General features: G+C 60.1%; 20 protein-coding genes. 6 read left to right on the forward strand and 14 right to left on the reverse strand.

The genetic code is table 11. The annotated features are described in order from the left end of the window. Positions 1 to 22 precede the first annotated feature (22 nt). Genes BLU52_RS26145 through BLU52_RS26155 form a run of 3 tightly spaced genes read left to right on the forward strand, consistent with a single transcriptional unit; the run spans position 23 to position 5,237 of the window. A complete protein-coding gene (locus BLU52_RS26145; protein WP_090288227.1) occupies positions 23 to 1,126 on the forward strand; it encodes an efflux RND transporter periplasmic adaptor subunit in 1,104 nt (367 codons plus the stop codon). Continuing rightward, positions 1,123 to 2,187, forward strand: a complete 1,065-nt coding sequence (locus BLU52_RS26150) for an efflux RND transporter periplasmic adaptor subunit (protein WP_090288229.1) — start codon at positions 1,123 to 1,125, stop codon at positions 2,185 to 2,187. Before BLU52_RS26145 ends, BLU52_RS26150 begins: the two co-directional genes overlap by 4 nt. Then, positions 2,184 to 5,237: an efflux RND transporter permease subunit gene (locus BLU52_RS26155; protein ID WP_090288231.1), complete on the forward strand. Its 3,054-nt coding sequence runs from the start codon at positions 2,184 to 2,186 to the stop codon at positions 5,235 to 5,237. Before BLU52_RS26150 ends, BLU52_RS26155 begins: the two co-directional genes overlap by 4 nt. 97 nt (positions 5,238 to 5,334) lie before the next feature. On the opposite strand, the gene BLU52_RS26160 is transcribed toward BLU52_RS26155, so the two are convergent. Both BLU52_RS26160 and BLU52_RS26165 read right to left on the reverse strand, forming a co-directional pair. After that, positions 5,335 to 5,964, reverse strand: a complete 630-nt coding sequence (locus tag BLU52_RS26160; RefSeq protein WP_090288233.1) for a class I SAM-dependent methyltransferase — start codon at positions 5,962 to 5,964, stop codon at positions 5,335 to 5,337. 107 nt (positions 5,965 to 6,071) lie between these two features. Further along, on the reverse strand, positions 6,072 to 6,428 hold the full coding sequence (locus tag BLU52_RS26165; RefSeq protein WP_090288235.1) for a DUF6124 family protein: 357 nt from the start codon (positions 6,426 to 6,428) through the stop codon (positions 6,072 to 6,074). Between the two features lie 571 nt (positions 6,429 to 6,999). Between BLU52_RS26165 and BLU52_RS26170 the strand changes: the two genes are divergently transcribed. Then, positions 7,000 to 9,903: an RHS repeat-associated core domain-containing protein gene (locus BLU52_RS26170; RefSeq protein ID WP_090288237.1), complete on the forward strand. Its 2,904-nt coding sequence runs from the start codon at positions 7,000 to 7,002 to the stop codon at positions 9,901 to 9,903. A 99-nt stretch (positions 9,904 to 10,002) separates the two neighbouring features. Here the strand turns inward: BLU52_RS26170 and BLU52_RS26175 are convergent, their stop codons facing one another. The 11 genes from BLU52_RS26175 to BLU52_RS26225 all read right to left on the reverse strand — a co-directional run bounded on the left by BLU52_RS26175 (position 10,003) and on the right by BLU52_RS26225 (position 21,501). Then, positions 10,003 to 10,647, reverse strand: a complete 645-nt coding sequence (locus BLU52_RS26175; protein WP_090288240.1) for a methionine ABC transporter permease — start codon at positions 10,645 to 10,647, stop codon at positions 10,003 to 10,005. Continuing rightward, positions 10,637 to 11,758, reverse strand: a complete 1,122-nt coding sequence (locus BLU52_RS26180) for a methionine ABC transporter ATP-binding protein (RefSeq protein WP_090288242.1) — start codon at positions 11,756 to 11,758, stop codon at positions 10,637 to 10,639. Before BLU52_RS26180 ends, BLU52_RS26175 begins: the two co-directional genes overlap by 11 nt. Before the next feature lie 2 nt (positions 11,759 to 11,760). Beyond that, on the reverse strand, positions 11,761 to 12,570 hold the full coding sequence (locus tag BLU52_RS26185; protein WP_090288244.1) for a MetQ/NlpA family ABC transporter substrate-binding protein: 810 nt from the start codon (positions 12,568 to 12,570) through the stop codon (positions 11,761 to 11,763). A 120-nt stretch (positions 12,571 to 12,690) separates the two neighbouring features. Further along, positions 12,691 to 14,049 carry an LLM class flavin-dependent oxidoreductase gene (locus BLU52_RS26190; protein WP_090288246.1) on the reverse strand — a complete coding sequence of 453 codons (1,359 nt, stop codon included), beginning with the start codon at positions 14,047 to 14,049 and terminating at the stop codon, positions 12,691 to 12,693. Then, positions 14,049 to 15,242, reverse strand: coding sequence for an SfnB family sulfur acquisition oxidoreductase (locus BLU52_RS26195; protein WP_090288248.1), 1,194 nt, complete (start codon positions 15,240 to 15,242; stop codon positions 14,049 to 14,051). The genes BLU52_RS26190 and BLU52_RS26195 overlap by 1 nt, the downstream gene beginning before the upstream one ends. 38 nt (positions 15,243 to 15,280) lie before the next feature. Then, complete coding sequence (locus tag BLU52_RS26200; RefSeq protein WP_090288250.1) at positions 15,281 to 16,522, reverse strand: SfnB family sulfur acquisition oxidoreductase; 1,242 nt, start codon at positions 16,520 to 16,522, stop codon at positions 15,281 to 15,283. A gap of 232 nt (positions 16,523 to 16,754) precedes the next feature. Beyond that, the gene (locus BLU52_RS26205; protein ID WP_090288252.1) at positions 16,755 to 17,519 is read right to left on the reverse strand and encodes a hypothetical protein; all 765 of its coding nucleotides are present in this window, start codon (positions 17,517 to 17,519) and stop codon (positions 16,755 to 16,757) included. Between the two features lie 462 nt (positions 17,520 to 17,981). Continuing rightward, entirely contained in the window at positions 17,982 to 18,731 is a 750-nt protein-coding gene (tcyN, locus tag BLU52_RS26210) for an L-cystine ABC transporter ATP-binding protein TcyN (protein ID WP_090288255.1), read from the reverse strand. A 4-nt stretch (positions 18,732 to 18,735) separates the two neighbouring features. Further along, positions 18,736 to 19,401, reverse strand: a complete 666-nt coding sequence (gene tcyL, locus BLU52_RS26215) for a cystine ABC transporter permease (protein ID WP_090288257.1) — start codon at positions 19,399 to 19,401, stop codon at positions 18,736 to 18,738. Then, positions 19,401 to 20,201, reverse strand: coding sequence for a cystine ABC transporter substrate-binding protein (tcyJ, locus tag BLU52_RS26220; RefSeq protein WP_090288259.1), 801 nt, complete (start codon positions 20,199 to 20,201; stop codon positions 19,401 to 19,403). Before tcyJ ends, tcyL begins: the two co-directional genes overlap by 1 nt. A gap of 307 nt (positions 20,202 to 20,508) precedes the next feature. Further along, positions 20,509 to 21,501 (reverse strand): D-cysteine desulfhydrase, encoded by a 993-nt coding sequence (locus BLU52_RS26225; RefSeq protein ID WP_090288262.1) that lies wholly within the window; start codon positions 21,499 to 21,501, stop codon positions 20,509 to 20,511. Positions 21,502 to 21,691: 190 nt separating this feature from the next. Here BLU52_RS26225 and epsC point away from each other — a divergent pair, with 190 nt between their 5' ends. Then, positions 21,692 to 22,618: a serine O-acetyltransferase EpsC gene (gene epsC, locus BLU52_RS26230; RefSeq protein ID WP_090288263.1), complete on the forward strand. Its 927-nt coding sequence runs from the start codon at positions 21,692 to 21,694 to the stop codon at positions 22,616 to 22,618. 492 nt (positions 22,619 to 23,110) lie between these two features. Next, positions 23,111 to 25,072, forward strand: coding sequence for a choline transporter BetT (betT, locus tag BLU52_RS26235; protein ID WP_167359944.1), 1,962 nt, complete (start codon positions 23,111 to 23,113; stop codon positions 25,070 to 25,072). A 24-nt stretch (positions 25,073 to 25,096) separates the two neighbouring features. Here the strand turns inward: betT and BLU52_RS26240 are convergent, their stop codons facing one another. Further along, positions 25,097 to 25,357: a hypothetical protein gene (locus BLU52_RS26240; RefSeq protein ID WP_090288267.1), complete on the reverse strand. Its 261-nt coding sequence runs from the start codon at positions 25,355 to 25,357 to the stop codon at positions 25,097 to 25,099. Between the last annotated feature and the right edge of the window lie 95 nt (positions 25,358 to 25,452).

Genomic DNA, 25,452 nt, shown 5'->3' on the forward strand with positions numbered 1-25,452 from the left:
CATTAAAGGCCAAGGAGTGTGCATGGCGGGTCCCGGATTGAAAGTGCTGATGGCGTTGAGCGCCATGGTCTTGCTCACCGCTTGCGGCGACAAGAAACCCGCTCAGGAATACTTGCCACGGGTCTTTGTGCAAGAGGTCAAGCCCCAGAATTATGCGGCAGCGGTGACCCTCACCGGTGACGTGCAGGCGCGCGTGCAGACGCAATTGTCATTTCGCGTGGGCGGCAAGATCATCCAGCGCATGGTCGACGTCGGTGACCGCGTCACTGCCAAACAGGTGTTGGCCAAGCTTGACCCCAAGGATCTGCAAACCAATGTCGATTCGGCCCAGGCTCAGGTCCTCGCCGAACAGGCCCGCGTGAAACAGGCCGCGGCGGCGTTCGTCCGCCAGCAAAAACTGCTGCCCAAGGGCTACACCAGCCAGAGCGAATACGATTCCGCCCAGGCGGCGTTGCGCAGCAGCCAAAGCGCCCTGAGCGCCGCGCAGGCACAACTGGCCAACGCCAAGGATCAACTCAGCTATACCGCGCTGATTGCCGATGCCCCCGGAGTGATCACCGAGCGTCAGGCCGAAGTCGGACAAGTGGTGCAGGCCACCGCACCGATCTTCAGCCTGGCCCGCGATGGCGACCGTGATGCGGTATTCAACGTGTATGAATCGCTGCTGGCCGAGCGCCCTGCGGACAATTCGATCGTGGTCAGCCTGCTCGATAATCCCGAGATCAAAACCACCGGAACCGTGCGTGAAATTACCCCGGCGGTATCGGCGCAATCCGGCACTGTTCAGGTCAAGGTCAGCCTCGACAAACTGCCGCCGGGCATGCAGCTCGGCTCGGTGGTCAGTGCCACAGCGAAAGGTGCGGGCAAGTCGGCGGTGGAGCTGCCGTGGTCGGCGCTGACGAAAAACATCAGCGAGCCAGCAGTCTGGATGGTCGATGACAAGGGCGAGGCGCAGTTGCACACGGTCACGGTCGGTCGCTATCTGACCGGCAAGGTGATCATCAGCGAGGGCCTGAAGGGCGGCGAGAAAGTCATCGTCGCCGGCGGGCAGCTGTTGCACCCCGGGATGAAAGTCGAGATCGCCGAAAACACTTACAAAGACCTGCAACCGGGAGCGCAGCCATGAAGCGTCTCGGACTGTTTTGCCTGGCGCTGCTGCTGGGCGCCTGCTCGGAAAAGGAAACGCCGCCGGAACCAGTGCGTCCGGTTTTGTCGGTCAAGGTCGAAGCGTTGAGCGAGGAAAATCTCGGGCGTTTCGCCGGCAGCATTCAGGCGCGTTACGAGAGCAATACCGGTTTCCGCGTTGGCGGGCGCATTGCCAGTCGTAATGTCGATGTCGGCGCCGAAGTGCAGAAAGGCACGTTACTCGCCACCCTCGACCCGTCCGACCAGCAAAACCAGCTGCGTTCGGCCGAGGGTGATCTGGCCAGGGTTCAGGCGCAATTGATCAATGCGCAGGCCAACGCGCGCCGGCAGCAGGCGCTGTTCGATCGCGGCGTGGGTGCACAGGCGCAACTGGACGTTGCCACGACCGACCTGAAAACTACCCAGGCTTCGCTTGATCAGGCGCGCGCGGCGGTCAACCAGAGCCGGGATCAACTCGGCTACACCGAACTGCGCGCCGATCACAAAGCCGTGGTCACCGCGTGGAACGCCGAAGCCGGGCAGGTGGTGACCGCCGGCCAACAAGTCGTGACGCTGGCTCAGCCGGACATCAAGGAAGCGGTGATCGACCTGCCGGATACCTTGGTCGATCAGCTTCCGCCCGACGTGGTGTTTTCGGTGGCCGCGCAACTCGACCCGAGCATCAACACCACGGCGATCATCCGCGAAATCGAGCCCCAGGCGCAGAGCGCCACACGCACGCGCCGGGCGCGTTTGACCTTGACCGACACCCCGGACGGTTTTCGCCTCGGCACGGCGATCAGCGTGACCCTCAGTTCGGCGATCAAACCGCGCATCGAATTGCCCGCCACCGCGTTGCAGGAGGTCGAAGGCAAACCGCGGATCTGGGTGATCGACACGCAAAGCAAAACCGTCAGCCCCCGCGACGTCACGGTGATCAGCCGCACCGACAGCAGCGTGGTGCTGGCCGGCGGCGTGAAGAACGGCGAGCGCGTGGTCAGCGCCGGCGTCAACAGCCTCAAACCCGGGCAATCGGTAAAACTTGACGAGGACAGTCAATGAAAGGCTCTTTCAACCTCTCCGAATGGGCCCTCAAGCATCAGTCATTCGTCTGGTATCTGATGTTCGTCGGATTGCTCATGGGGGTGTTCTCCTATTTCAATCTGGGCCGTGAAGAAGACCCATCGTTTACCATCAAGACCATGGTCATCCAGACCAAATGGCCCGGCGCGACCCAGGACGAAACCCTCAAGCAGGTCACCGACCGCATCGAGAAAAAACTCGAGGAACTCGACTCGCTCGATTACGTGAAAAGCTACACGCGCCCCGGCGAATCGACGGTGTACGTGTATCTGCGCGACACCACCAGCGCCGAAGACATTCCGCAAATCTGGTACCAGGTGCGAAAGAAGATCGACGACATTCGCGGGCAGTTTCCCCAAGGGATTCAAGGGCCGGGATTCAACGACGAGTTCGGCGATGTGTTCGGCTCGGTCTATGCGTTTACTGCCGACGGCCTGACCATGCGCCAGTTGCGCGATTACGTGGAGCAGGCCCGCGCCGAGATTCGCAGTGTGCCGGGGCTGGGCAAGATCGAAATGGTCGGCCAGCAGGACGAAACGATTTACCTGAACTTCTCCACGCGCAAACTCGCCGCGCTGGGCATCGATCAGCGTCAAGTGGTGCAAAGCCTGCAGTCGCAGAACGCGGTAACGCCGGCCGGGGTGATCGAGGCCGGGCCCGAGCGGATTTCCGTGCGCACATCGGGGCAGTTCGCTTCGGAGAAGGATCTGGCCGAGGTCAATCTCAAACTCAACGATCGCTTCTATCGTCTGGCCGATATCGCCGACATCCGTCGCGGCTACGTCGACCCGGCCACGCCTGAATTCCGCTTCGACGGCAAACCGGCCATCGGTCTGGCGATTGCGATGCAGAAGGGCGGCAATGTTCAGGAGTTCGGTAAAGCGCTGCACGAGCGCATCGACCAGCTCATCGCAGATTTGCCGGTGGGCGTCGGTGTGCACACGGTGTCCGATCAGGCGGTGGTGGTGGAAGAAGCCGTCGGCGGCTTCACCAGCGCCTTGTTCGAGGCGGTGATCATCGTGCTGGTGGTGAGCTTCATCAGCCTTGGCGTGCGCGCTGGGCTGGTGGTGGCGTGCTCGATTCCGCTGGTGCTGGCGATGGTATTTGTATTCATGGAATACAGCGGCATCACCATGCAGCGGATTTCCCTCGGTGCGTTGATCATTGCCCTCGGCCTGCTGGTGGACGATGCGATGATCACCGTGGAGATGATGGTCACGCGTCTGGAGATGGGTGAAACCAAGGAGCAGGCGGCGACGTTCGCCTACACCTCGACGGCGTTTCCGATGCTCACCGGTACGCTGGTGACGGTGGCCGGGTTCGTGCCGATCGGCCTCAACGCGAGCTCCGCCGGTGAATATACGTTCACGCTGTTTGCGGTGATTGCCGTGGCGATGATTGTCTCGTGGGTGGTGGCGGTGTTCTTTGCGCCGGTGATCGGCGTGCATATCCTCAGCGACAAGGTGAAGGCGCATGACGCCGAACCGGGGCGCATCGGTCGCGCCTTCAACGGCGGCCTGTTGTGGGCGATGCGCAACCGCTGGTGGGCGATCGGCGTCACCGTACTGTTGTTCGTGCTGGCGGTGTTCTGCATGCGCTTCGTGCAGAACCAGTTTTTCCCCGCTTCGGACCGTCCGGAAATTCTCGTCGACCTCAACCTGCCGCAAAACGCCTCGATCGATGAAACCCGCAAAGCGGTGGACAAGCTCGAGGCCACGCTCAAGGGCGACTCTGACATTGTGCGCTGGAGCACCTACATCGGTCAGGGCGCGATTCGTTTCTATCTGCCCCTCGACCAGCAATTGCAGAACCCGTACTACGCGCAACTGGTCATCGTCAGCAAGGATTTCGAGGCCCGCGAAGCGCTGAGCCAGCGCCTGCGCGAGCGCTTGCACAAGGACTTCGTCGGCATCGGCAGCTACGTGCAGGCGCTGGAAATGGGCCCGCCAGTCGGGCGTCCGATCCAGTACCGGGTCAGCGGCAAGGACGTCGATCAGGTGCGCAAACATGCGATCGACCTGGCCACTGAACTGGACAAGAACCCGCATATCGGCGAGATCATCTACGACTGGAACGAGCCGGGTAAAGTCCTGCGCGTTGACATTGCTCAGGACAAGGCCCGCCAGCTCGGGCTGTCGTCGGAAGACGTGGCGAACCTGATGAACAGTATCGTCAGCGGCTCGCCATTGACCCAGGTCGATGATGATATCTACCTGATCAACGTGGTCGGCCGCGCGGTGGACTCCGAACGCGGTACGCCGGAGACCCTGCAGAACCTGCAAATCGTCACGCCAAGCGGCACCTCGATTCCGCTGCTGGCGTTCGCCACCGTGCGCTATGAACTGGAGCAGCCGCTGGTGTGGCGTCGCGACCGTTTGCCGACGATCACCATCAAGGCTTCGGTGCGCGATGAGATCCAGCCAACCGATCTGGTGAAACTGCTCAAGCCATCGATAGACGCTTTCGCGTCGAAACTGCCGGTCGGCTACAAGGTCGCCACCGGCGGTACCGTCGAGGAAAGCGGCAAGGCCCAGGGGCCGATTGCCAAGGTCTTGCCATTGATGCTGTTCCTCATGGCGACTTTCCTGATGATCCAGTTGCACAGCGTGCAGAAAATGTTCCTGGTGGCCAGCGTCGCGCCGCTGGGGCTGATCGGCGTGGTGCTGGCGCTGGTGCCGACCGGCACGCCGATGGGCTTCGTGGCAATTCTGGGGATTCTTGCGCTGATCGGCATCATCATCCGCAACTCGGTGATTCTGGTGACGCAGATCGATGAGTTCGAGCAGAAAGGCTATGCGCCATGGGATGCGGTGGTGGAAGCGACCGAGCACCGGCGCCGGCCGATTCTGCTGACCGCCGCCGCAGCGAGCATGGGCATGATCCCGATCGCTCGCGAAGTGTTCTGGGGGCCGATGGCCTACGCGATGATCGGCGGGATCGTAGTGGCGACGTTGCTGACGCTGCTGTTTCTGCCGGCGCTGTATGTGGCCTGGTACAAGATTCGCGAGCCGCAGAAGGACGCGGCTTAAAAGCGAGTGCTGCGCACTCATCGCGAGCAGGCTCACTCCTACAGTTGAAATGCGTCCCCTGTAGGAGTGAGCCTGCTGGCGATGACGTCAGAACGGTTTATGAAGATTTACGCCAGACACTCGCCAACCAAGGCTGCTGCTCCCGTGGCAGCCCCGCTGGCCGGTAGTAATGCTCCAGCTCGACAAACCCCGCCGCCGTCAGCAAACCTTGCCAGGCCTGGAGATCGTGATACGAGCCATAGCGCGGCCCGTTCCAGCCCTCCCGGTTATCCCCGCGTGGATTGGAGCTGAACAACACACCGCCCGCTTTCAACGCGCCGTGCAATTGCTTGAGCACTCGCGGTAATTCCTGCAACGGCACATGAAACAACACCGCGTTGGCGAAGATCCCGTCGAAGCGCTCCGCCGGCAGATCCAGGTTGAGGAAATCCTGCTGCAATACCTCGCAGCCGCTGTCCTCGCGGGCCATCCGCGCAAACTCCTCCGAACCGTCCAGCCCGACAGCGATGTGCCCCATATGCGTAAACGTCTGCAAATCCCGCCCCGGCCCGCAGCCGAAGTCCAGGATGGTAAACGGCGCCGAGCCTTGAATATGCCGCAGCAACGCATCGATATTCTGACTGACATCGTGATCGCGGGTGCCTTCACGGAAGTCCTCGGCCACCGAGTTGTAATGGCCGAGAGTGGTGGCGGTGATCTGTTCGAGGTCGCTGGGCGTTTGCTTCATCATCGATGCTGTTTTTGGCGGAGGGAGAAGCGGACTATAAGCTTTTTCGCTGGCAAAAAAACGCCGCCTGCGCTGCTGCCAGCGCAGGCGGTGATTGATGCCTGGACTTAGTGCTGCTTCGCGCCCAGGCAATCGATCGAGCGGTCCATCATCGCTTTGGCCATCTCCAGCAGATGCCAGACCGAGAACACCATGGCTCGATCCGCGCCCCCGAGCTGATCGCCGCATTGATGGACGGTCACCGAAGCGCAGCGCAGCAGGTCGGCGACATACAACTGGGCATCCTCCAGCGTCACGTCTTCGCTGATGCTGTAGACACGTTTCTGTCCCGCCACCGTGACCTGATTGCCGGCCAGATGAGAGTCAACGGCGCGGCAAAGTGCCGAGCGATCCTTGAGCAAATCCTCGGTGAACCGCTTGGTGGAGGTAAGGCTGAGTGGCGGATCGGCAAGATTTTTTTCCACGGGTAAACTCCTGACTTCAAGTGGGGAGCCAACCATTTCGCGACTAAACGAGCAGGGCGGCGGCTGCGCGCAGATCAGTCGCCGGCCGCCGGTTATCGGCGCACCCGAAAGTGCCCTGCGCACAGCCAACATCGGGCAGCTTGAAGCTCTGCCGAGGTCAGGCCTGACCGCACGCCCAGCGAATCCGGACAACTGAATCCGGTCACCGCCAAGCAGTGACGAGCGGAGATTAGCTACAGGATATTTCGCGTACAAGCGGGCAAAACATTCTAGGAAGCGTCCTGCAAACCCGCGTGGATCGGGCTGGCGAAACGATAAATTTCGCGTAGGAAGGGTCTGGTTTTTACGAAGGGCATTGCCCAAATACGTGGGATCACATGGATCTGATTGATGGCCACCTGCCGCTATCGAACATAGCGCTTATTCAGCCACCGCGCCAGCCCTGTCCATATACGATACGTGCGCGCACAAGCCGGAAAACCTGGCTGAAAGCAACTGGTAGTTCTTACAGTATCGGGCCAGAGAAAACAGGCTCAGTCTTGGTGCATGGGCGCCAGGGACTCGCGTAGCCGTGAACACTCACCATCACACCGCCACTCCGACCTTGTCGGTCCTTGACTCGCGCGCAGTGGCGATTCGCGGCGTTGCCTACTACCGGCATCCGGAAAAACCGGACATCCAATCGCGCATCACTCGGCAGAGCTTCGATGAGGCGGGGCGGCAGGTGGCGACGTGGGATCCACGTTTATATGGCGCTGCGCCGAAGCCGAATCTGGCCGCTGTCTACGCGTTGAGCGGGCAATGGCTATTCACAGACAGTGTCGACGCCGGCTGGCAGGCGTGCCTGTTGAATGAAGCAGGTTCGTTGTGTGCTGTCTGGGATGCGCGGGGCAGTCAGAGCCACCACCAATACGATGAGCTGCAACGGTCGGTCGCCCTCACTGAGCAAGCGCACGACGGGCCGTCTCGCGTAGTCGAGCGCTGGACCTATGGAGAAGCCACCGATGATGCCGCCCTGCGCAATCAGTGCGGTCAACCGATTCGTCATGACGACCCGGCCGGCAATCGACACTTCGATGACTACGGCCTCGGCGGCGCAGCACTGGTGGAATCGCGACGCTTTCTGATTGAACTGGAAACACCGGACTGGCCCCTCGATCCGGACCGCCGAGATGAGTATCTCGAGGAGAAAAACTACGTCACTCGACAGTCTTTCAGCCCCACAGGCGACCTGCAGCATCACACCGACGCGGTGGGTAATATCAGAACGCAGCATTACAACATGGCCGGGCAATCAGCCGCGATCTGGCTGTTACAGGCAGGCGAGGGCAGGCAGCCGCAGTGCCTGGTCAGCGCCATCCGTTACAACGCAGAGGGTCAGATCGAAAGCGAAACGGCCGGCAACGGCATCGTCGCCCGCGCCGAATACAGCCGCGATGATGGCCGGTTACTCAGATTGGTCGCCAGTGTCGGTGCGCAAGAGCCGTTGCAGGATCTGAATTACACCTATGACCCGGTGGGCAATGTCACCAGCCTGGAAGATAAAACCCAGGCTGTGTCTTACTTCAACAATCAGCGGATCGAGCCGGTCTGTCGATATCGCTACGACAGCCTTTATCAACTGGTCGAGGCCCGGAGTTGGGAAGTCAGTAATCCGAGCCACGGCCCGGCATTGCCGGATCTGTTACCTACACCGCTGGACCCCAATCAGCGGCGCAACTACACACAGACATTCGACTATGACGCGGCGGGTAATCTGATCACCCGTCATCACAGCGGTGCGCCTGGGTTTTCGATGTTTACTTCGGCGTACAACAACCGAAGTCTGGGCCAGCGCGATGACGGTAATTTGCCCGGGGAAGCGGATATAGCGTCGGGATTCGATGCGGCGGGTAATCAGCTCGAGTTGCAACGCGGTCAGGCGATGACGTGGAACGAGCGTAATGAGCTGAGCCAGGTAGTACTGGTTCAACGCGAGGCAAAAAACGGTGACGCCGAATGCTTCAGTTATGAGCGTCCCGGACATCGATCGCGCAAAGTTTTCATCCGACAGACTACGGTCCGAATTTTGAATAGCGAGGTTCGTTATTTTTCCGGTCTTGAATTACACCGTAGTGCCGAAGGTGAAGAGCATCAAGTGATCGAAATCGGAGTCGGTCGATCTTCTGTGAAACTGTTGCACTGGCCTGGCGGCAGACATCCAGACCAACTGCGCTTTGGCTATGACGATCTCGTCGGCTCCTGCACTCTGGAGCTTGATGCGCAAGGCTGTGTTCTGACACTGGAACAGTATTATCCGTTTGGAGGCACCGCCTGTTGGGCTGGAAAAAATGCGGCTGCGGCGGCATACAAGAGCACTCGATACTCTGGCAAGGAGCGAGACGCCACGGGGCTTTATTATTATGGCTACCGATATTACGCGCCCTGGCTGCAGCGATGGATCAGCGCGGATCCGGAGGAGGACGGATTGAATTTGTACGCAATGGTCACAAACAATCCGGCAACCGCTGTTGATCCCGACGGTCGCAAGCGAAGCGATGCGCAGGATCGTTGGCGCAGAGCTTATGCGGGAGTAGTGGCTTCAAGAGACGGTGTCTGGGTACGCACCGTGGCGAAGGGGGTTATTGCAGTCGATATTGTCGGCGGTAATGAACTGTTCAAGCGGATGGGAATGAATTTGAATCGCCCTGTCATTGGCGATAGAACGCTTGCCTACCTGTCGCTTGATTCGACATTGCAAAGCAAAGTTGCGGGAGCAAAAACAGGATTTCGTCTGAATACTGCGCCGGGGCAGGACATCAAGGCGCAGGCAGCCATTCAGGATGCGGGTGTCGTTGCTTATGTAAATGGCGGCTTTTTCAATATGGGTAACCACGCTAGCAGGCACGTTTCCTCCTTTGCGCCAATTGGCCCAAGCAAGATTGGTGGTAAAAGCCAGATTTACGTCCCGGTGCCTTCAGACTATCGAGAGCATTTCGTGACGGTTCAAATGAGAGACGGATCAAGTATTGAATCCGGGCCCGTGGTCTCACGAGGCGGTACAGCTGTTTTCCCTGAAAGCCTGTTAGGTCTTACCAAGTTTCTCTTCAACCCGGAAAACAATCAGCCGGGGAAGTTGGGTCACGCAGGTTCACCCAACATTCGCTCCGGTATCAGTAGGCCCGGCGGATCAGAGCACGGGCAGCGTACGCGTTTGGCATGGGGCGGCAGCATCGGGCGTAGCGAAGCAGCAACAGGCTATACCATGCCCGAATGGTCCAGGGTAATGGCCAGACTTGATGGGATGAGCGGGGCTGATGGATGGTCAGTGAACCTCGATGGCGGTTATTCGGCCGGAATCGGCGTGGTTGGAGCACAGGGCGAATTGCTTTACAGAAGATCAGAGGAAGGATCGTCCGTCAGATCCATCGCCAACTTCATCGCTTATTACCAAAAGCCCCCCAAGCAGAACGTTTTCAAAAAATGGTTCACCTGAATGGCGACGCCCGACCTGTGTAGGTACGCCGCCAAGGGGCGGCCCATTTCCAAAAAGGTAACTGACTTTGGTTAAAGGGCTGCGACCATTGATCTCGCCTCAACGCTTGTTCAACCCCCGAGCTAACCGATCCCCACCCAACTGAATCACCGCCACCAGTGCCACCAGCAACACAATCACCGTCAACATTATCTGACTGTCAAAGCGCTGATAGCCGTAGCGATAAGCGATGTCCCCCAAGCCACCGGCGCCGATCGCCCCGGCCATGGCCGACGAGTTGATCATCGTCACCAGGGTAATGGTAAAGCCACCGACAATCCCCGGTAGCGCCTCGGGCAGCAGCACATGCCAGACAATGTGCCAGCGCCGGCAACCCATCGCCTGCGCGGCTTCGATCAAGCCATGATCAACCTCGCGCAGACTGACCTCAGCGATCCGCGCAAAGAATGGCGTCGCCGCGATGGTCAGCGGCACCACGGCGGCCCAGACTCCGTAGGTGGTGCCGACAATCAGCCGGGTGAACGGAATCAGCGCGACCATCAGAATCAGAAACGGGATCGAGCGGAACAGATTGACGAAGGCCCCCAATGCACGGTTCATCACCGGCGCCTGGTAGATGCCGCCCTTGTCACTGGTGACCAGAATCACCGCCATGGGAATTCCCACCAGCAATGCGATCAACGACGACACACCGACCATCAGGAACGTGTCGATAAAACCCTGCCACAAGCGCTCAACCCACATAACCCATTACCTCCACGCGTTGTGCCCATGGCGCGGCGCGTTCGCGCAATTGCTCGGCGCTGTACGAAGAACCGCTGACTGCCAATAACAGTTGCCCCAGCGCATGCCCCTGAATCCGCTCCACGCCGCCCTGCAACAGCTTGACCCGACCGCTCAATGCAGCGAACAAGGCCGCCAGATCCGGTTCGTCGCTGGCGCTGCCGGTGAACTGCAAGCGCAGCACTACAGCGTCGCTGGCGGAAGTCGATTGCGCGAGCAAACGGCTGTGCAATTCTTCCGGCAAGGCGTGTTGCAGCGGCGCAAGCAGGGTCTGGCTGACCTCGTGCTGCGGATTACCGAACACCTGCCAGACCGGGCCCTGCTCGACGATACGGCCGTGCTCGAGCACGACAACGCGGTCGCAGATCTCGCGAATCACCGCCATTTCATGGGTGATCAACACGATGGTCAGACCGAGGCGTTTATTGATCTCGCGCAGCAGCGTGAGGATCGATTGCGTGGTCTCCGGATCGAGCGCCGAGGTGGCCTCGTCGCACAGCAGAATGTCCGGGTCATGTACCAGCGCACGGGCGATACCGACGCGCTGTTTCTGTCCGCCGGAAAGTTGCGCCGGATACGCCTTGTGCTTGCTCTGCAGGCCGACCAGCTCGAGCAGTTCGCGGACCCTTTGCTCGCGTTGCTGTTTCGGTACACCCGCGACTTTCAGCGGCAGCTCGACGTTCTGCCAAACGGTTTTGGCCGACATCAGATTGAAGTGCTGGAAGATCATCCCGATACGTCGGCGCAGGGCCACCAGACGGTCTTCGTCGAATTCGCCGATGTCGACCTGATCGATCAGTACGCGCCCCGAGGTCGGCTGCTCAAGGCGATTGATCGTGCGGATCAACGACGACTTGCCGGCGCCGCTACGGCCGATGATGCCGAACACTTCGCCGCGCTGAATCGCCAGGTCGATGCCCTGTAACGCTGCAACCGGACCTTGTCGGCCGTTGTAGGTTTTGCCCAGCCCGATGAAGCGCACATGGGCACGGTTCAGCTCGGGATGCAGCTCGGTTTGTTCAGCAGTGTGTGGCTCTGGAGTCTCCAGTCGCCGTTGGATCGCGGCGGTCATGCTCAGCTTTCCCAACCGGCTTGATAAAGCTTGCCGTGAGCTTTATCCAGCGCTGCGCGAACGGCCGGCGAATGCTGGTAGATGTCGACGAATTTGATCAGGCGCGGATCGGTTTTGCTCTTCGGCTGAATGACGAACTGAATCACGTATTCCTTGTGATCGAGGCCGTCGAACAGCAGCGCCGAACCGGCATCGAAGGTCTTCGCCAAACGAATGTAGGCCGGGTAGCCCTGGACCAGATCGGCGTCATCGTAGGCGCGCACCAGTTGCACGGCTTCGACCTGGAGAATCTTGATCTTTTTCGGATTGGCGACGATGTCATCCTCGGTGGCCTTGTAGCCGACGCCCGGTTTGAGCGTGATCAAACCGGCCTTGGCCAGCAATTGCAGGCCGCGACCGCTGTTGATCGGATCGTTGGCGATGGCAACGCTGGCGCCTTCCGGTAATTCGTCGAAGCTTTTGTATTTTTTCGAGTACAGACCGACGTTGTTGATGATCCCCGGCGCGAACGGCACCAGATCAAAACCTGACGCGGCTTTGGCGTTTTCCAGAAACGGAATGTGCTGAAAATAATTCACGTCGATATCGCCGGCAGCGAGGCTGACGTTCGGCGCGATCCAGTCGGTGAACTCCACCAGCTCGACCTTCAGGCCTTGTTTCGAGGCCTCTTCGACGGCCGCTTCCAGAGGAATGGCGAAGGCGGCGGTGGTGCCGATTTTCAACGGTGCATCGGCGGCAAACACCGCCGAGCTGAACAGGCCGAGGGCCAGGGCCAGTGCTTTGACTGGGTGGGAGAGCAGATTCTTGGTCATGATGAGTTATCCAGTCAGTGCTTGGGATTTGTGGTGTCCGTTGTGGCCTCATCGCGAGCAGGCTCACTCCTACAGGGGGAACGCATTCCAAATGCAGGAGTGAGCCTGCTCGCGATGCTTTTAGCGGCGAAACGCGGAGCCTGTGTGTCGCTCGGGCAACTGCGCCTCGCCGTGAAACAGCTTTTCGCGCAAGGTGCCGCTGTCATACGCGGTCTTGTACGAGCCGCGCCGCTGTAGTTCGGGAATCACCAGATCGATGAAATCCACATAGCTTTCCGGCGTGACGATGCGGGTCAGGTTGAAGCCATCCAGCCCGGTTTCGGCGATCCACGACTCCAGCTCATCGGCCACTTGCTCGGGCGAGCCGACCACGGTGATGTAGCGGCCACCGAGGGCGTGCTGGTCGAGCAATTTGCGCCGGGTCCAGTCGTTGTTCTGCAGGGTTTTGGTGGCCGACTGGATCGCGTTGCTTTTCACGTACTGGATCGGTTCGTCGATTTCGTACCGGGAGAAGTCGATGCCGGTGGAGGCGGAAAAATGCGCCACGCCGGCCTCGGCGCTAGCGTAGCCGAGGTATTCGGCGTGCTTGGCCCAGGCCGCTTCTTCGCTGGCGCCGACAATCACATTAAGGCCCATGAACACCTTGATGTCTTCGGGGTTGCGTCCCGCAGCAACCGCACTGGCGCGGACCTTGTCCACTTGTGCCTTGGTCGACGATTTGTTCTGGCCGCTGATGAACACGCACTCGGCGTGGCGCCCGGCGAACTGCAAACCGCGCTCGGAACTGCCGGCCTGAAACAGCACCGGCGTACGCTGCGGCGACGGTTCGCACAGGTGATAACCGTCGACCTGATAAAACTCACCCTTGTGCTCGACCTTATGGACTTTGTCCGGCTGCGCGTAGATGCGCTGCTCGCGGTCGTTGAGCACCGCGTCGTTTTCCCAGCTGCCTTCCCAGAGTTTGTAGAGCACCTGTAAATACTCGTCGGCCTGGTCGTAACGGCGGTCATGTTCTACCTGCGCGCTCAGCCCCATGGCTTTGGCGGCGCTGTCGAGATAGCCGGTAACGATGTTCCAGCCCACCCGGCCACGGCTCAAATGATCGAGCGTCGACAGACGCCTGGCGAACAGATACGGCGCTTCGTAGGTGAGATTGGCGGTGAGGCCAAAGCCGAGATTTTTCGTCACAGCAGCCATTGCCGAGACCAGCAGCAAAGGGTCGTTGACCGGCAACTGGATCGCCTCTTTCAGCGTCACGTCGAGCGAGTTCTGGTAGACGTCATACACCCCGACGATGTCGGCGATGAACAAGCCGTCGAACAGGCCGCGTTCGAGCAATTGCGCCAGTTCGGTCCAGTATTCGATCGTGTTGTAACGGGTCGAGGTATCGCGCGGATGCGTCCACAAGCCGTGATTGATATGGCCGATGCAGTTCATGTTGAACGCGTTGAGCAGAATCTTCTTTTTCGCCGCGCTCATCAGATCGTCCCTCGCAGCGGAGGGTTTTCATCGTTGAGGTAGTAATTGCCAACGGCGTGATATTTCCAGCGCACCGGGTCGTGCAGCGTGTGCACGCGGGCGTTGCGCCAGTGGCGATCGAGGCCGTGCTCGGCGAGGGTGGCCTGGCTGCCGGCCAGTTCGAACAATGTGCTGCCCGCCGCCAGCGATATTTCCGTGCTGATCGCGCGTGCTTCGGCGACGGCGATTGAGGCCGCTGCAACGGTTTCGGCGTTGGTGTCAGCCTGTGCGGCATCAAGGAATTCGCCGGCACGTTCAAGCAGGGCTTCGCTGGCGTGCAGGCGGATACTCAGGTGACCGAAGCTCTTCAGGGTCAGCGGGTCCTCGGTGGCTTTGTCATTGCCGGAGTCGATCCACGGCCGCGTCTTGCTGCGGACGAAATGCAAGGCGTCCTCGTAAGCGGCGCGAGCGATACCGGTATCGATGGCGGCGTGAAGAATTTGTGCCAGCGGGCCGACCGTGGTCGGCCGTTCGAAAGCACTTTGAAACGGAAGCACGTCTTCAGCCGCGACGTATACATCTTCGAAGACTACCGAGCCGCTGCCAGTGGTGCGCTGGCCGAAACCACTCCAGTCGTCGATCACGCTCAGACCTTTGCTGTTACGTGGGACGAAGGCCAGTTGCTGCACGCCATTTTCGTCCACCACCGAGGTCGGAATGCGCTGCGCGTAAATCGCCCCGGTCGCGTAGAACTTGCGGCCGTTGATGCGATAACCATCGCCGTCGCGCTTGAGACTGGTTACGCGGTCGTGAGCGGTTTTAGTACCCAGTTCCGCCAAGGCATTGCCGAAACGCTGGCCGGCGAGAACCTCGGCGTACAGGCGTTGTTTTTGCTGCTCGCTGCCGTTGACCCGCAGCACTTCCAGTGCGTAGAAATGGTTTTGCGGAATCTGCCCGAGCGAACCGTCGGCCTGCGCGATCAGGGCGATGACTTTGGCCAGGGTCACGTTGGACACGCCAGCGCCGCCGTACGCCTTGGGCACGCTGATGCCCCACAGGCCGGAGCGGGAAAACACCTCCAGCTCGGGCAGCGGCAGGCGCCTTTCACGATCGCGCAGGGCGCTGTCGCGTTGGAAATCTTCGGCCAGGTCGCTGGCGACGATCAGGGCTTGCTCATCGCTGGTGATGAGCGCGACGGGTTGGGAAAAAGTCATGTGCTTCTCCAGAGATCTGGTCAAAAGTGTTCTGGTCGTCAGATCCAGGAGTGACGAGCAGGCAGCGTGCCGTTGAGGCGATAGGCGCCGACCGCGTGGTATTTCCAGCGCACCGGGTCGTGCAGGGTGTGCACCCGGGCGTTGCGCCAGTGGCGGTCGAGGTTGAATTCGGCGAGGGTCGCGCGGCTGCCGGCCAGTTCGAAAAGCTTTTCGCTGGCAAGCAAGGAAATCTCGGTGGTCAGCACTTTCGCTTCGGCCACGGCGATCGACGCACGCGCGGCGGAGGCCGCGGTGATCGGTGCGGCGTGCACCTGATCGAGCACTTGGCCTGCCTTGCGCAGCAGCGCTTCGGCGGCATGCAATTCGATCTTCAGTTTGCCGATATCGGCGATCACGTAGAGGTCATCGCTGGCGCGATCGACCTTGGCGTCGATCCACGGCCGTGCACGGGTTTTGACGAATTCGATCGCATCGTCAATCGCGCCACGAGCGATGCCGGCATCGATGGCCGCCTGAATCAACTGCGACACGGCGCCCTGGGTATTCGGCGTTTCGTTGATCTTCCAGTTGTCGATGACCAGGCTCGACTCGACGCGCACGTTGTTGAGCAAAATCGTGCCGCTGGCGGTGGTGCGCTGACCGAAGCCCGACCAGTCGTCGACGATGCGCAAACCCGGCGTGCCGCGCCGGACGAACGCCAGCACTTGCTTACCTTCGTCGTTCAGCGCTTTGACCGCCACCCAGTGCGCAAACAGTGCGCCGGTGGAGTAGAACTTCTGGCCGTTTATCAGATAATCATCGCCATCGGCGCTGATCCGCGCTTTCAGTTCCAGGGTATTTTTGCTGCCGCGTTCCGGGCCGGCATTGCCGATGCGCCAGCCTTGCAGAACACTGTCGAACAACTGCTGTTTCTGCGCCGCGCTGGCGCAGCCAAGGACCAGATGAATGATGCCGAACTGGTTCTGCGGGATTTGCCCCAACGCCGGGTCGGCGGCGGAGATGATGGCGAAGACTTCCGCCAGCGTGACGAACGAAACCTGTGGGCCACCGTATTCGCGCGGGATGGCAATGCTGCCCAGGCCGCTGCGGGTGAACTGCTCGATTTCCGACCACGGCAACCTGCGCTGACGATCGCGTTTCGCCGCCTGAACGCGGGCGACCTGCGCCAGCTCATGGGCAGCCTTGATGGCCTGGGCGTCGTTGCGCAAGACCTGCGCGGGCAACAACAGCGGGGCGATGTCCAGATCCGACTGGACGTTTGCATCGGCCAGACTGGACATCAGTGCCACTCCCTGGCTGCACGCAATGCCCTGGCGATCTGCACTGGGGTGATTGACTTCCGGACCATACGACCTACCTCACATCTCATTGAAAACGCCGCAAGGTGCGGCGAACGAAGGAATGTCCGGTGGTCCGGTGTATATACCCTAAGCGCGTATAAATATTAAATAAACTAACTTTTAGGAATATGCATAGAAGGAGGGGGCGAACCCTCGTCACCTCGCGACAGCATCAATGCTCACGTGCTTCGGCCGCTTCGAATTCCTGCTTCAACGGGACTTTCAGGTAGGGATTGACGCAGCCAATTTTCAGCGTGCGCGGCGGTGCCCAGCGGGAGTTGTTGCCGACCCGATCGAGGATGCAATAGGTCACGTCCAGTCGCAGATCTTCGCCCGCTTCGACAATCACCGCCGGCGGCACCCAGACCTGGATCGGCAAGCCGATGTCGGCTGCGGTGATCGGTGCCAGGTCCATCCGCACATCACCCCAGCGCAAGGTGATGGCGTCGTCTGCGGCCATGTTCAGGTACGGCTCGATGCTCAGCGGCACGCCGCGTTTGATCTGGTTCGGGTTGACGCCCTGGCGGCGGATGACCTCGGGTATCGTCACCGGCGCCAATTGCTGGTTTTCGTCTGCGCTCAGGGCCGATGGCTGGCCGCCCGGGCAATCAAGTTTGACCTGCACTCGCGTTGTCACCGATAACGCCGGCCCCTGGCCGACCTGCATCAGCCGGTAATGGATACGCGCAGTGCCGTTTTCGATGAAGCTTTCCGGCACCCGCAGGCTGACCGCCGTGCCAACATCCTCGGCAGTCAGAACCCTGGAGGCGACGTAACACTTGTTCCAGAACAATTCGATAAGGTCGCCGCTGTCCATGTCGGGGTAGGGCGCCACCTCGATCAACAGATGAGCAGCGGCGGCCAGATTGATGCCGGTTTTCTGCGCGGGCGCCAGGCTCGGCGCTGCCAGTTCGGGGGTATGCGAAGTGCGGTTCATCTATTTCTCTCCTTGAAGCCTTGCAGCGAAGTCCGTTTCTGAAAGAACAAAAGGCGTGAATAAACCGGCAATAAAGCGTCAAGCTTTTATTCAAGTTGAAGACGGCGTGACTGAACTGGGTGGAGCCGGTTGTCGACTAGATAAGAGTGTGCCGGGAGGAGTGTCAATAGACGAAATTAGTTAATCGGCGAATTACAAGTTAATCAGAAAGGTCCTACGGCGCGGACGCCGAAAGCCTAGGTGTCGAGGCGAATCGGGCCACGAGCTCCGCGGCTTCTGGTCCGTTTCTACTTGGGTTTATGGGGGCGTGATCAAATCGAAGGGCTCGGCTTACAAGCGCTATTCAACTGTTGCACAATGTTTGAAGATGTGCTCGTCCAAGTATTTTTGATATTGCTTTATATAGATCTTGATAAGGCATCTTCCATCCCTGGAAGTTGCCGATACGCATTTGAAAGAGCCTCAGGCGTGATTCAGAAACTTGCTGAGAAATTGTTGGGTGCGCTGTTCTTTCGGATTGGCAAACAATGCCTTGGCTTCACCTTGTTCGACAATCACGCCCTTGTCGAAAAACACCACACGGTTGGCCACGTCGCGAGCAAAACCCATCTCGTGCGTAACAATGACCATGGTGCGTTTCTCTTCAGCGAGGCCGCGGATGGTCGCCAGCACCTCCCCAACCAGTTCCGGGTCGAGCGCCGAGGTCGGCTCATCGAACAGGATCACTTCCGGCTCCATCGCCAGGGCCCGGGCAATTGCGACGCGCTGCTGCTGACCACCGGAGAGACGACGCGGGTAAGCATCCTCTTTGCCGGCGAGTCCGACCTTGGCCAAGAGTTTTTTGCCGAGCGCAACAGCCTCGTCGCGCGGGATCTTCTTGACCACGATCGGGCCTTCGATGACATTTTCCAGCGCGGTGCGATGGGGGAACAGGTTGAAGTTCTGGAACACGAAACCCACGTGCTGGCGCAGATTGCGCACCAGGCTCTGTTGCTGGTTCAGCGGGCGGCTGGTATCGATTTCGATGTCGCCAACCTTGATCCGGCCGCTGGTGGGTTGTTCAAGGAAATTCAGGCAACGCAGGAACGTGGTTTTCCCCGAACCGCTGGGGCCGATGATCGCCACGACCTCACCTTCCTTGACCTCCAGATCGATGCCGTCAAGTACGACCTGACTCTTGAATTGCTTGGTCAGTTTTTCCACGACAATCATGGGCTCAGGACTCCTGGTCGTGCCGATTGACCCGCTCTTCCAACTTGTTCTGCAGGTGCGACAGCACCGTGGCCAGAATCCAGTAGATCAGCGCGGCGGCAAGATACATGGTGAAGACTTCAAAAGTCCGGGCGGTAATCAGTTGCGCCTGGCGGAACAGCTCCGGCACCTGAATGGTGGCGGCCAGCGCAGTGTCCTTGACCAGCGAAATGAAGCTGTTGCCCAGCGGCGGCAGCGCCGTGCGCATCGCTTGCGGCAGGATGGCCCGGCGCAAGGTCTGCGCGCGGGTCATGCCGATGCTCGCAGCGGCTTCCCACTGACCACGTTCGATCGAGCCGATCGCGGCGCGAAGAATTTCGCAGGCGTAAGCGGCCATGTTCAGCGAGAAGCCGATCAGTGCCGCCGGCAGCGGATCAAGCTCGAGACCCAATTGCGGCAAGCCGTAATAGATCACGAACAGTTGCACCAGCAACGGCGTGCCGCGAAAGAACGACACGTAGATGCGTGCCAGCCAGCTGACCGATTTGAAGCGCGACAGGCGCATCAGTGCCAGACCGAAGCCCAGCAGCAGGCCGAAAAACATGCCGCCGAGGCTGAGGACTACCGTGTAATACGCGCCCTTGAGCAGGAAGGGCGCGGAATTCAGGGCGAGTTGGAAAGCTTCTTCCATTATTTAGTGACGTCGGCGTTGAAGTATTTCTTCGACAGCTTTTCCAGCGTGCCGTCGGCGCGCAGTTCGTCGAGGGCCTTGTTCACCGCAGCCAGCAGTTCCGGCTCGCCTTTGCGCAGGGCGATCCCGGATTCCTGACGCGAAAACGCTTCACCGGCAGCCACGGTTTTCGGGACTTTCTTGGCATATTCCAGCGCGGCCAGACGGTCGATCAGGATCGCATCGGTGCGGCCGTTGTTGAGGTCGGCGAATTTGGTCGGATCATCATCGTAGGTGCGTACGTCAGCACCAGGCACGTTGGCGCGAACCCATTGTTCATAGTTGGTGCCCAGGCCGACGCCGACTTTCTTGCCGGACAGGTCAGCGGCAGTCTTGATGTTCAGCGCCGACTCTTTGCTTTTCAGCACGAGGGCCTGGATGCCGGACACGGTGTAGGGTTCGGAGAAGTCATACTTCTTCTTGCGCTCGTCGGAGATGGTCACTTGGTTGACCACCAGATCCAGACGCTTGGATTCCAGTGCGGCGAGGATGCCGTCCCATTTGGTCGGCTGAATCTTCGCCTTCACGCCGAGCTTTTGCGCCAGCGCTTCGGACAGCTCGACTTCGAAGCCGGACAGCTTGCCGTTCTCGTCGACGTAGCTGAACGGTGGGTAAGTGCCTTCCAGGCCGACGTTGAGCACGCCCTTGTCCTTGATCTGTTGCAACTGCTCACCGGCCACGGCCTGGCCGATCAGACCGGCGCCCAGCGCAAGCCCCAGCGAACCGACCAGCAGAGTGCGACGTAGTGCGGAAAAATTCATGACAAGCCCCTGTGTTTTCTTATGGAAGACGCTTAAGGAATGTAGGCACATTCGGGAATTTGACGACAGCGCTATCCTGCCTCAAAGCAGCTTATGCGTCTCGCCCGAAATTCGCCTGCGGCGTGACTATAGGATGTCGGATATAGACTTGAAAATACTCAATATCTGACTGGTTATTCTTTTCCTGCATATGGATCGTTCCCACGCTCTGCGTGTGAATGCCTCAAGGGACGCTCCGCGCTCCAGCTCTGGAAAGGACGCAGAGCGTCCCGGGCTGCGTTCCCGTGCGGAGCGTGGGAACGATCAGTTACAGAAAATCCTTGTAGGCAAACAACGCTGGCGCACCGCCGGTGTGGAGGAAAATGATCGGTCCGTCATCAAAGCGCTGGCGCCCGATGCCATCGAGCAACCCGGCCATGGCCTTGCCGGTATAGACCGGGTCAAGCAACAGACCTTCCTGACCCGCCAGCAGTTTCACCGCTGCCAGGGTTCCGGCGTTCGGCTCACCATAGCGCGGGCCGAAATACTCGTCCCACAGCTCGACTTTGAAACTGGCCGGCAACTCGACACCGAGCAGCTCCGCGGTGCGCTCGGCCAAGCTCTGGACCTTCGGCCGCTGATCTTCTTCGCTGCGCGACACGGTTACGCCAATCACCGGCAGTTGTGGCAGCACTTCGCTCAGTGCGAGGGCCAGACCGCTATGTGTGCCGGCGCTGCCCGAGGCCAGTACGACGGCGGCGAAGTCCAGTCCGGTGTCCTTGATCTGCTCGGCCAGTTCCAGCCCGGCGCGTACGTAACCCAACGCACCGAGCGCATTGGAACCGCCGATCGGCACCAGATAGGGCTTTTTGCCGTTGCTGCGCAGACGCACGGCGAGGGCGGCCAGTTGTTCGTCAGCGTTGTCGAGATTGTCGACCAGCTCGACCTTGGCATCGAACAGGTCCAGCAGCAGGCGATTGCCATTGCCGATGTAATTGCTGTCCTCGGTACCCAGCGGATTTTCCAGCAGTGCCACACAGCCGAGGCCTAGACGGGCGGCCAGCGCAGCCGTCTGGCGAACGTGGTTCGATTGCAGCGCACCGGCGGTGATCAGCGTGTCGGCGCCTTGCGCCAAGGCATCGGCAGCGAGGTATTCGAGCTTGCGCAGCTTGTTGCCACCCATGGCCAGCGGCGTCAGGTCATCACGTTTGATGTACACCTCGCGGCCGAGCCATGTGGACAGACGCTCGAGTTTTTCCAGCGGCGTAGGGTGGCCGAGCAGGTCGAGACGGTTGAAGCGTTCCAGCTGATTCTTGATCATGGGTCCGTACTGGCGGAGGAAGATGAAAGGACTATAGGCAGGCGCTTTTGCAGGGGCAACCGCCAATCGCTTATAGCCAAGTGGACTTACGTCAGCACTATCGGTTCTTAATTTGCCCTCGCGGTCATGCCGTAAAGTGGGCGCCGTTGACGCGGCCAGACAGTCCGGCCGCCCGTGAGGAGTCTCTACCGTGAGCGAGCGTTCCAGTCATTGGCAATTGCACACCATCGTCGGCCAGTTGCGCAGCGCGCGCGATCAGTGGCGGGCACAGAATGGCCGGGCTTCCGGCGAGCAGGGTGGTCGCGAGTTGCCTTCGCGCGCAGCAATGGCGGAGATTCTTGAAGCATTATGCGGCGCGCTGTTTCCGATGCGCCTGGGGCCGGTGGACCTGCGTGAAGAGAGTGAAGATTTTTACGTCGGCCACACCCTCGACGTCGCGCTGAACGCCTTGCTCACGCAGACCCGCCTGGAGCTGCGCTACGTAGCGCGGCACAGTGCGCAGGATGACAGCGAGGTCGAAACCCGCGCGATTCAGATCGTTCAGGATTTTGCCTTGGCTTTGCCTGGCTTGCGCACCTTGCTCGACACCGATGTGCTGGCGGCCTATCACGGTGATCCGGCCGCGCGCAGTGTCGACGAAGTGCTGATTTGCTATCCGGGGATTCTGGCGGTGATTCACCATCGCCTTGCGCATCATTTGTACCGCGCCGGTTTGCCCCTGTTGGCGCGGATCAGCGCGGAAATCGCCCACTCGGCGACCGGTATCGACATTCATCCGGGCGCGCAGATCGGCCGCAGCTTCTTTATCGACCATGGCACGGGCGTGGTGATTGGCGAGACGGCGATCATTGGCGAGCGCGTGCGGATTTATCAGGCCGTGACGCTGGGGGCCAAGCGCTTTCCGGCGGACGAGGACGGCCAGTTGCAGAAAGGCCATCCGCGCCATCCGATCGTTGAGGACGATGTGGTGATTTACGCCGGGGCGACAATTCTCGGACGGATCACCATCGGCAAGGGCTCGACCATCGGCGGCAATGTGTGGCTGACGCGCAGCGTGCCGGCGGGGGCGAATCTGACGCAGGCGAATCTGCAGCATGATGACGGGACGCAGAAATAAGGGCGTGGAATCCTTTTCCCCTCACCCCAGCCCTCCCGAAACGTCGGACCGCCCAAAGGGAGAGGGGGCCGACCGTGTTGTCTTGCTTGATACTTCGACCTGAAATACCGGGTCGATTATGGATTCTGCAATGCATTTTCAGGTTGGCACATATTTCGAGCATCCCCCCGCTCAGTCCCCTCTCCCCCTGGGAGAGGGCTAGGGTGAGGGGCTTTTGATTCTGTAACCGGAGCAATGAACGAATCCCCCGAATCCCGCGTCATACCCCTCCTCGGGCCGCTATAGGAAAACTACCGCCCAGCCCGGCGATTAGTCCTTACCACCCTATCCATGTTTAACTTGAACGTTCATTCAAGTTAAACCGGTGGTTCGCTGCCCGCTCACAACAGGAGGCTTGCCTTTGCTGAGTCCGATCATTTCAGCCATGTTTCAACCCCTCGAGGTGCACGTTTCATGAGTGCATCGTCTACCCCCGCCAGCGGTCTGGTGCGGATGAATCCGCCGGTGTTCTACTTCGCCGCGACGGTCATTCTGCTGTTTGGCCTTGTCGTTATCGCCATGCCCGAGCAGGCCGGCGCCTGGCTGCTGCAAGCGCAGAACTGGGCGGCCAACACGGTCGGCTGGTATTACATGCTCGCGATGACGGTGTATCTGATCTTCGTGGTGGTCACCGCCTTATCGGGCTACGGCAAGATAAAACTCGGTGCCGACCACGACGAGCCCGAATTCAGTTATCTGTCCTGGGCCGGCATGCTGTTCGCCGCCGGGATCAGCATCACGCTGTTTTTCTTCTGCGTATCCGAGCCACTGACGCACATGATCCAGCCGCCGCAAGGCGAGGCGGGTACCGCGGATGCGGCGCGTCAGGCGATGCAGATTCTGTTTCTGCACTGGGGCCTGCACGGCTGGGGCGTGTTCGCCTTCGTCGGCATGGCGCTGGCCTATTTCGCTTACCGTCACAACCTGCCGCTGGCGCTGCGCTCGGCGCTGTATCCGCTGATCGGCAAACGCATCAACGGCCCGATCGGTTACGCGGTCGATGGCTTCGGCATCATCGCCACGGTGTTCGGTCTGGGTGCCGACATGGGCTTTGGCGTGCTGCACCTCAACTCCGGTCTCGACTATCTCTTCGGCATCGCTCACACCCAGTGGATTCAGGTCGGCCTGATCACATTGATGATGGGCGCAGCGATCATCGTTGCTGTTTCCGGTGTGGATAAAGGCGTGCGGGTGATGTCCGACATCAACATGCTGCTGGCCTGCGCGCTGCTGCTGTTCGTGTTGTTCGCCGGGCCGACCCAGCACTTGCTCAACACCCTGATCCAGAACCTTGGCGACTATCTCGGCGCCTTGCCGATGAAGAGCTTCGACCTGTATGCCTACGACAAACCGAGCGACTGGCTCGGCGGCTGGACGGTGTTCTACTGGGCCTGGTGGATTGCCTGGTCGCCTTTCGTGGGCCTGTTCATCGCACGGATTTCCCGTGGCCGCACCATCCGCGAATTCGTCTTCGGCGTGCTGTTGATTCCGCTCGGTTTCACCCTGGCGTGGATGTCGATTTTTGGTAACAGCGCGCTCGATCAAGTGCTCAACCATGGCATGAGCGCGCTGGGCATGTCGGCCATCGACAACCCGTCGATGAGCATTTATCTGTTGCTGGAAACCTATCCGTGGAGCAAAACCGTGATCGCGGTGACGGTGTTCATCAGCTTCGTGTTCTTCGTCACCTCGGCGGACTCCGGCACTGTCGTGCTTTCGACGCTGTCGGCCAAGGGCGGTAACCCGGACGAAGACGGACCGAAATGGCTGCGGGTGTTCTGGGGCGCGATGACTGCGCTGATCACCAGTGCGCTGTTGTTCTCCGGAAGCATCGATGCACTGAAGTCAGCGGTGGTACTCACGTCGTTGCCGTTCTCGCTGATTCTGCTGCTGATGATGTGGGGACTGCACAAGGCGTTCTATCTGGAGTCGCAGAAGCAGATTGCGCAGTTGCATTCGCTGGCGCCGGTTTCCGGTTCGCGGCGTGGCACCGGTGGCTGGCGCCAGCGCCTGAGCCAGGCAGTGCATTTCCCGTCGCGGGACGAGGTGTATCGCTTCATGGACACCACGGTGCGCCCGGCGATAGAAGAAGTCACGGCGGTGTTCGTTGAGAAGGGCTTGAACGTGGTCACCCAACCAGACCCGGCGCATGACAGCGTCAGCCTGGAAATCGGCCATGGCGAGCAGCATCCGTTCATTTATCAAGTACAGATGCGCGGTTACTTCACGCCGTCGTTTGCGCGCGGAGGCATGGGTTCGAAACAACTCAACAACCGCCGCTACTATCGCGCCGAAGTGCATTTGAGCGAGGGCAGTCAGGATTACGATCTGGTCGGCTACACCAAAGAGCAGATCATCAACGACATCCTCGACCAGTACGAACGGCACATGCAGTTCCTGCACCTGGTGCGTTGATCGGCGCCTGAGCGTCGGGTCTGTTCAGGACTCGGCGCTCAGCACCATGAACAACACCATCGCCGCCATCGGCACGCCGAGCACCGCACTGCCCAGCGCAATCTCCGCTCCCACCGATTGGCCGGCATGCACCACCCCCACCGCGCCATTGATCAACGTCAACGCCAGCCACAGCGCGGCGAAGCCGTAGGCCATGGTTTGCCGACTGAAGCCGATGCGCTCACCGATGTAGAGCATCAGCGCGAGCAGGACCAGGCCGAAGAAAATCATGATGGCGGTGTGCATGGCGGGGTCTGTCTGGTGGATGTTTATTGCCTGAAAGAGCGTTATCGCGAGCAGGCTCGCTCCCACAATGGACCTAGGTTGAACATAAATCTATG

The organism is Pseudomonas granadensis (assembly GCF_900105485.1).
Classification (GTDB): domain Bacteria; phylum Pseudomonadota; class Gammaproteobacteria; order Pseudomonadales; family Pseudomonadaceae; genus Aquipseudomonas; species Aquipseudomonas granadensis.

Bases quoted from the DNA above. Each gene is read 5' to 3' on its own strand.
- BLU52_RS26225 (WP_090288262.1), bottom strand. From the start codon at position 21,501: ATGATCAAGAATCAGCTGGAACGCTTCAACCGTCTCGACCTGCTCGGC.
- BLU52_RS26205 (WP_090288252.1), bottom strand. From the start codon at position 17,519: ATGAACCGCACTTCGCATACCCCCGAACTGGCAGCGCCGAGCCTGGCG.
- BLU52_RS26160 (WP_090288233.1), bottom strand. From the start codon at position 5,964: ATGAAGCAAACGCCCAGCGACCTCGAACAGATCACCGCCACCACTCTC.
- BLU52_RS26180 (WP_090288242.1), bottom strand. From the start codon at position 11,758: ATGACCGCCGCGATCCAACGGCGACTGGAGACTCCAGAGCCACACACT.
- BLU52_RS26155 (WP_090288231.1), top strand. From the start codon at position 2,184: ATGAAAGGCTCTTTCAACCTCTCCGAATGGGCCCTCAAGCATCAGTCA.
- BLU52_RS26190 (WP_090288246.1), bottom strand. From the start codon at position 14,049: ATGAGCGCGGCGAAAAAGAAGATTCTGCTCAACGCGTTCAACATGAAC.
- BLU52_RS26200 (WP_090288250.1), bottom strand. From the start codon at position 16,522: ATGTCCAGTCTGGCCGATGCAAACGTCCAGTCGGATCTGGACATCGCC.
- BLU52_RS26240 (WP_090288267.1), bottom strand. From the start codon at position 25,357: ATGCACACCGCCATCATGATTTTCTTCGGCCTGGTCCTGCTCGCGCTG.
- BLU52_RS26185 (WP_090288244.1), bottom strand. From the start codon at position 12,570: ATGACCAAGAATCTGCTCTCCCACCCAGTCAAAGCACTGGCCCTGGCC.
- BLU52_RS26175 (WP_090288240.1), bottom strand. From the start codon at position 10,647: ATGTGGGTTGAGCGCTTGTGGCAGGGTTTTATCGACACGTTCCTGATG.
- BLU52_RS26195 (WP_090288248.1), bottom strand. From the start codon at position 15,242: ATGACTTTTTCCCAACCCGTCGCGCTCATCACCAGCGATGAGCAAGCC.
- BLU52_RS26150 (WP_090288229.1), top strand. From the start codon at position 1,123: ATGAAGCGTCTCGGACTGTTTTGCCTGGCGCTGCTGCTGGGCGCCTGC.
- tcyL (WP_090288257.1), bottom strand. From the start codon at position 19,401: ATGGAAGAAGCTTTCCAACTCGCCCTGAATTCCGCGCCCTTCCTGCTC.
- betT (WP_167359944.1), top strand. From the start codon at position 23,111: ATGAATCCGCCGGTGTTCTACTTCGCCGCGACGGTCATTCTGCTGTTT.
- tcyN (WP_090288255.1), bottom strand. From the start codon at position 18,731: ATGATTGTCGTGGAAAAACTGACCAAGCAATTCAAGAGTCAGGTCGTA.
- tcyJ (WP_090288259.1), bottom strand. From the start codon at position 20,201: ATGAATTTTTCCGCACTACGTCGCACTCTGCTGGTCGGTTCGCTGGGG.
- BLU52_RS26145 (WP_090288227.1), top strand. From the start codon at position 23: ATGGCGGGTCCCGGATTGAAAGTGCTGATGGCGTTGAGCGCCATGGTC.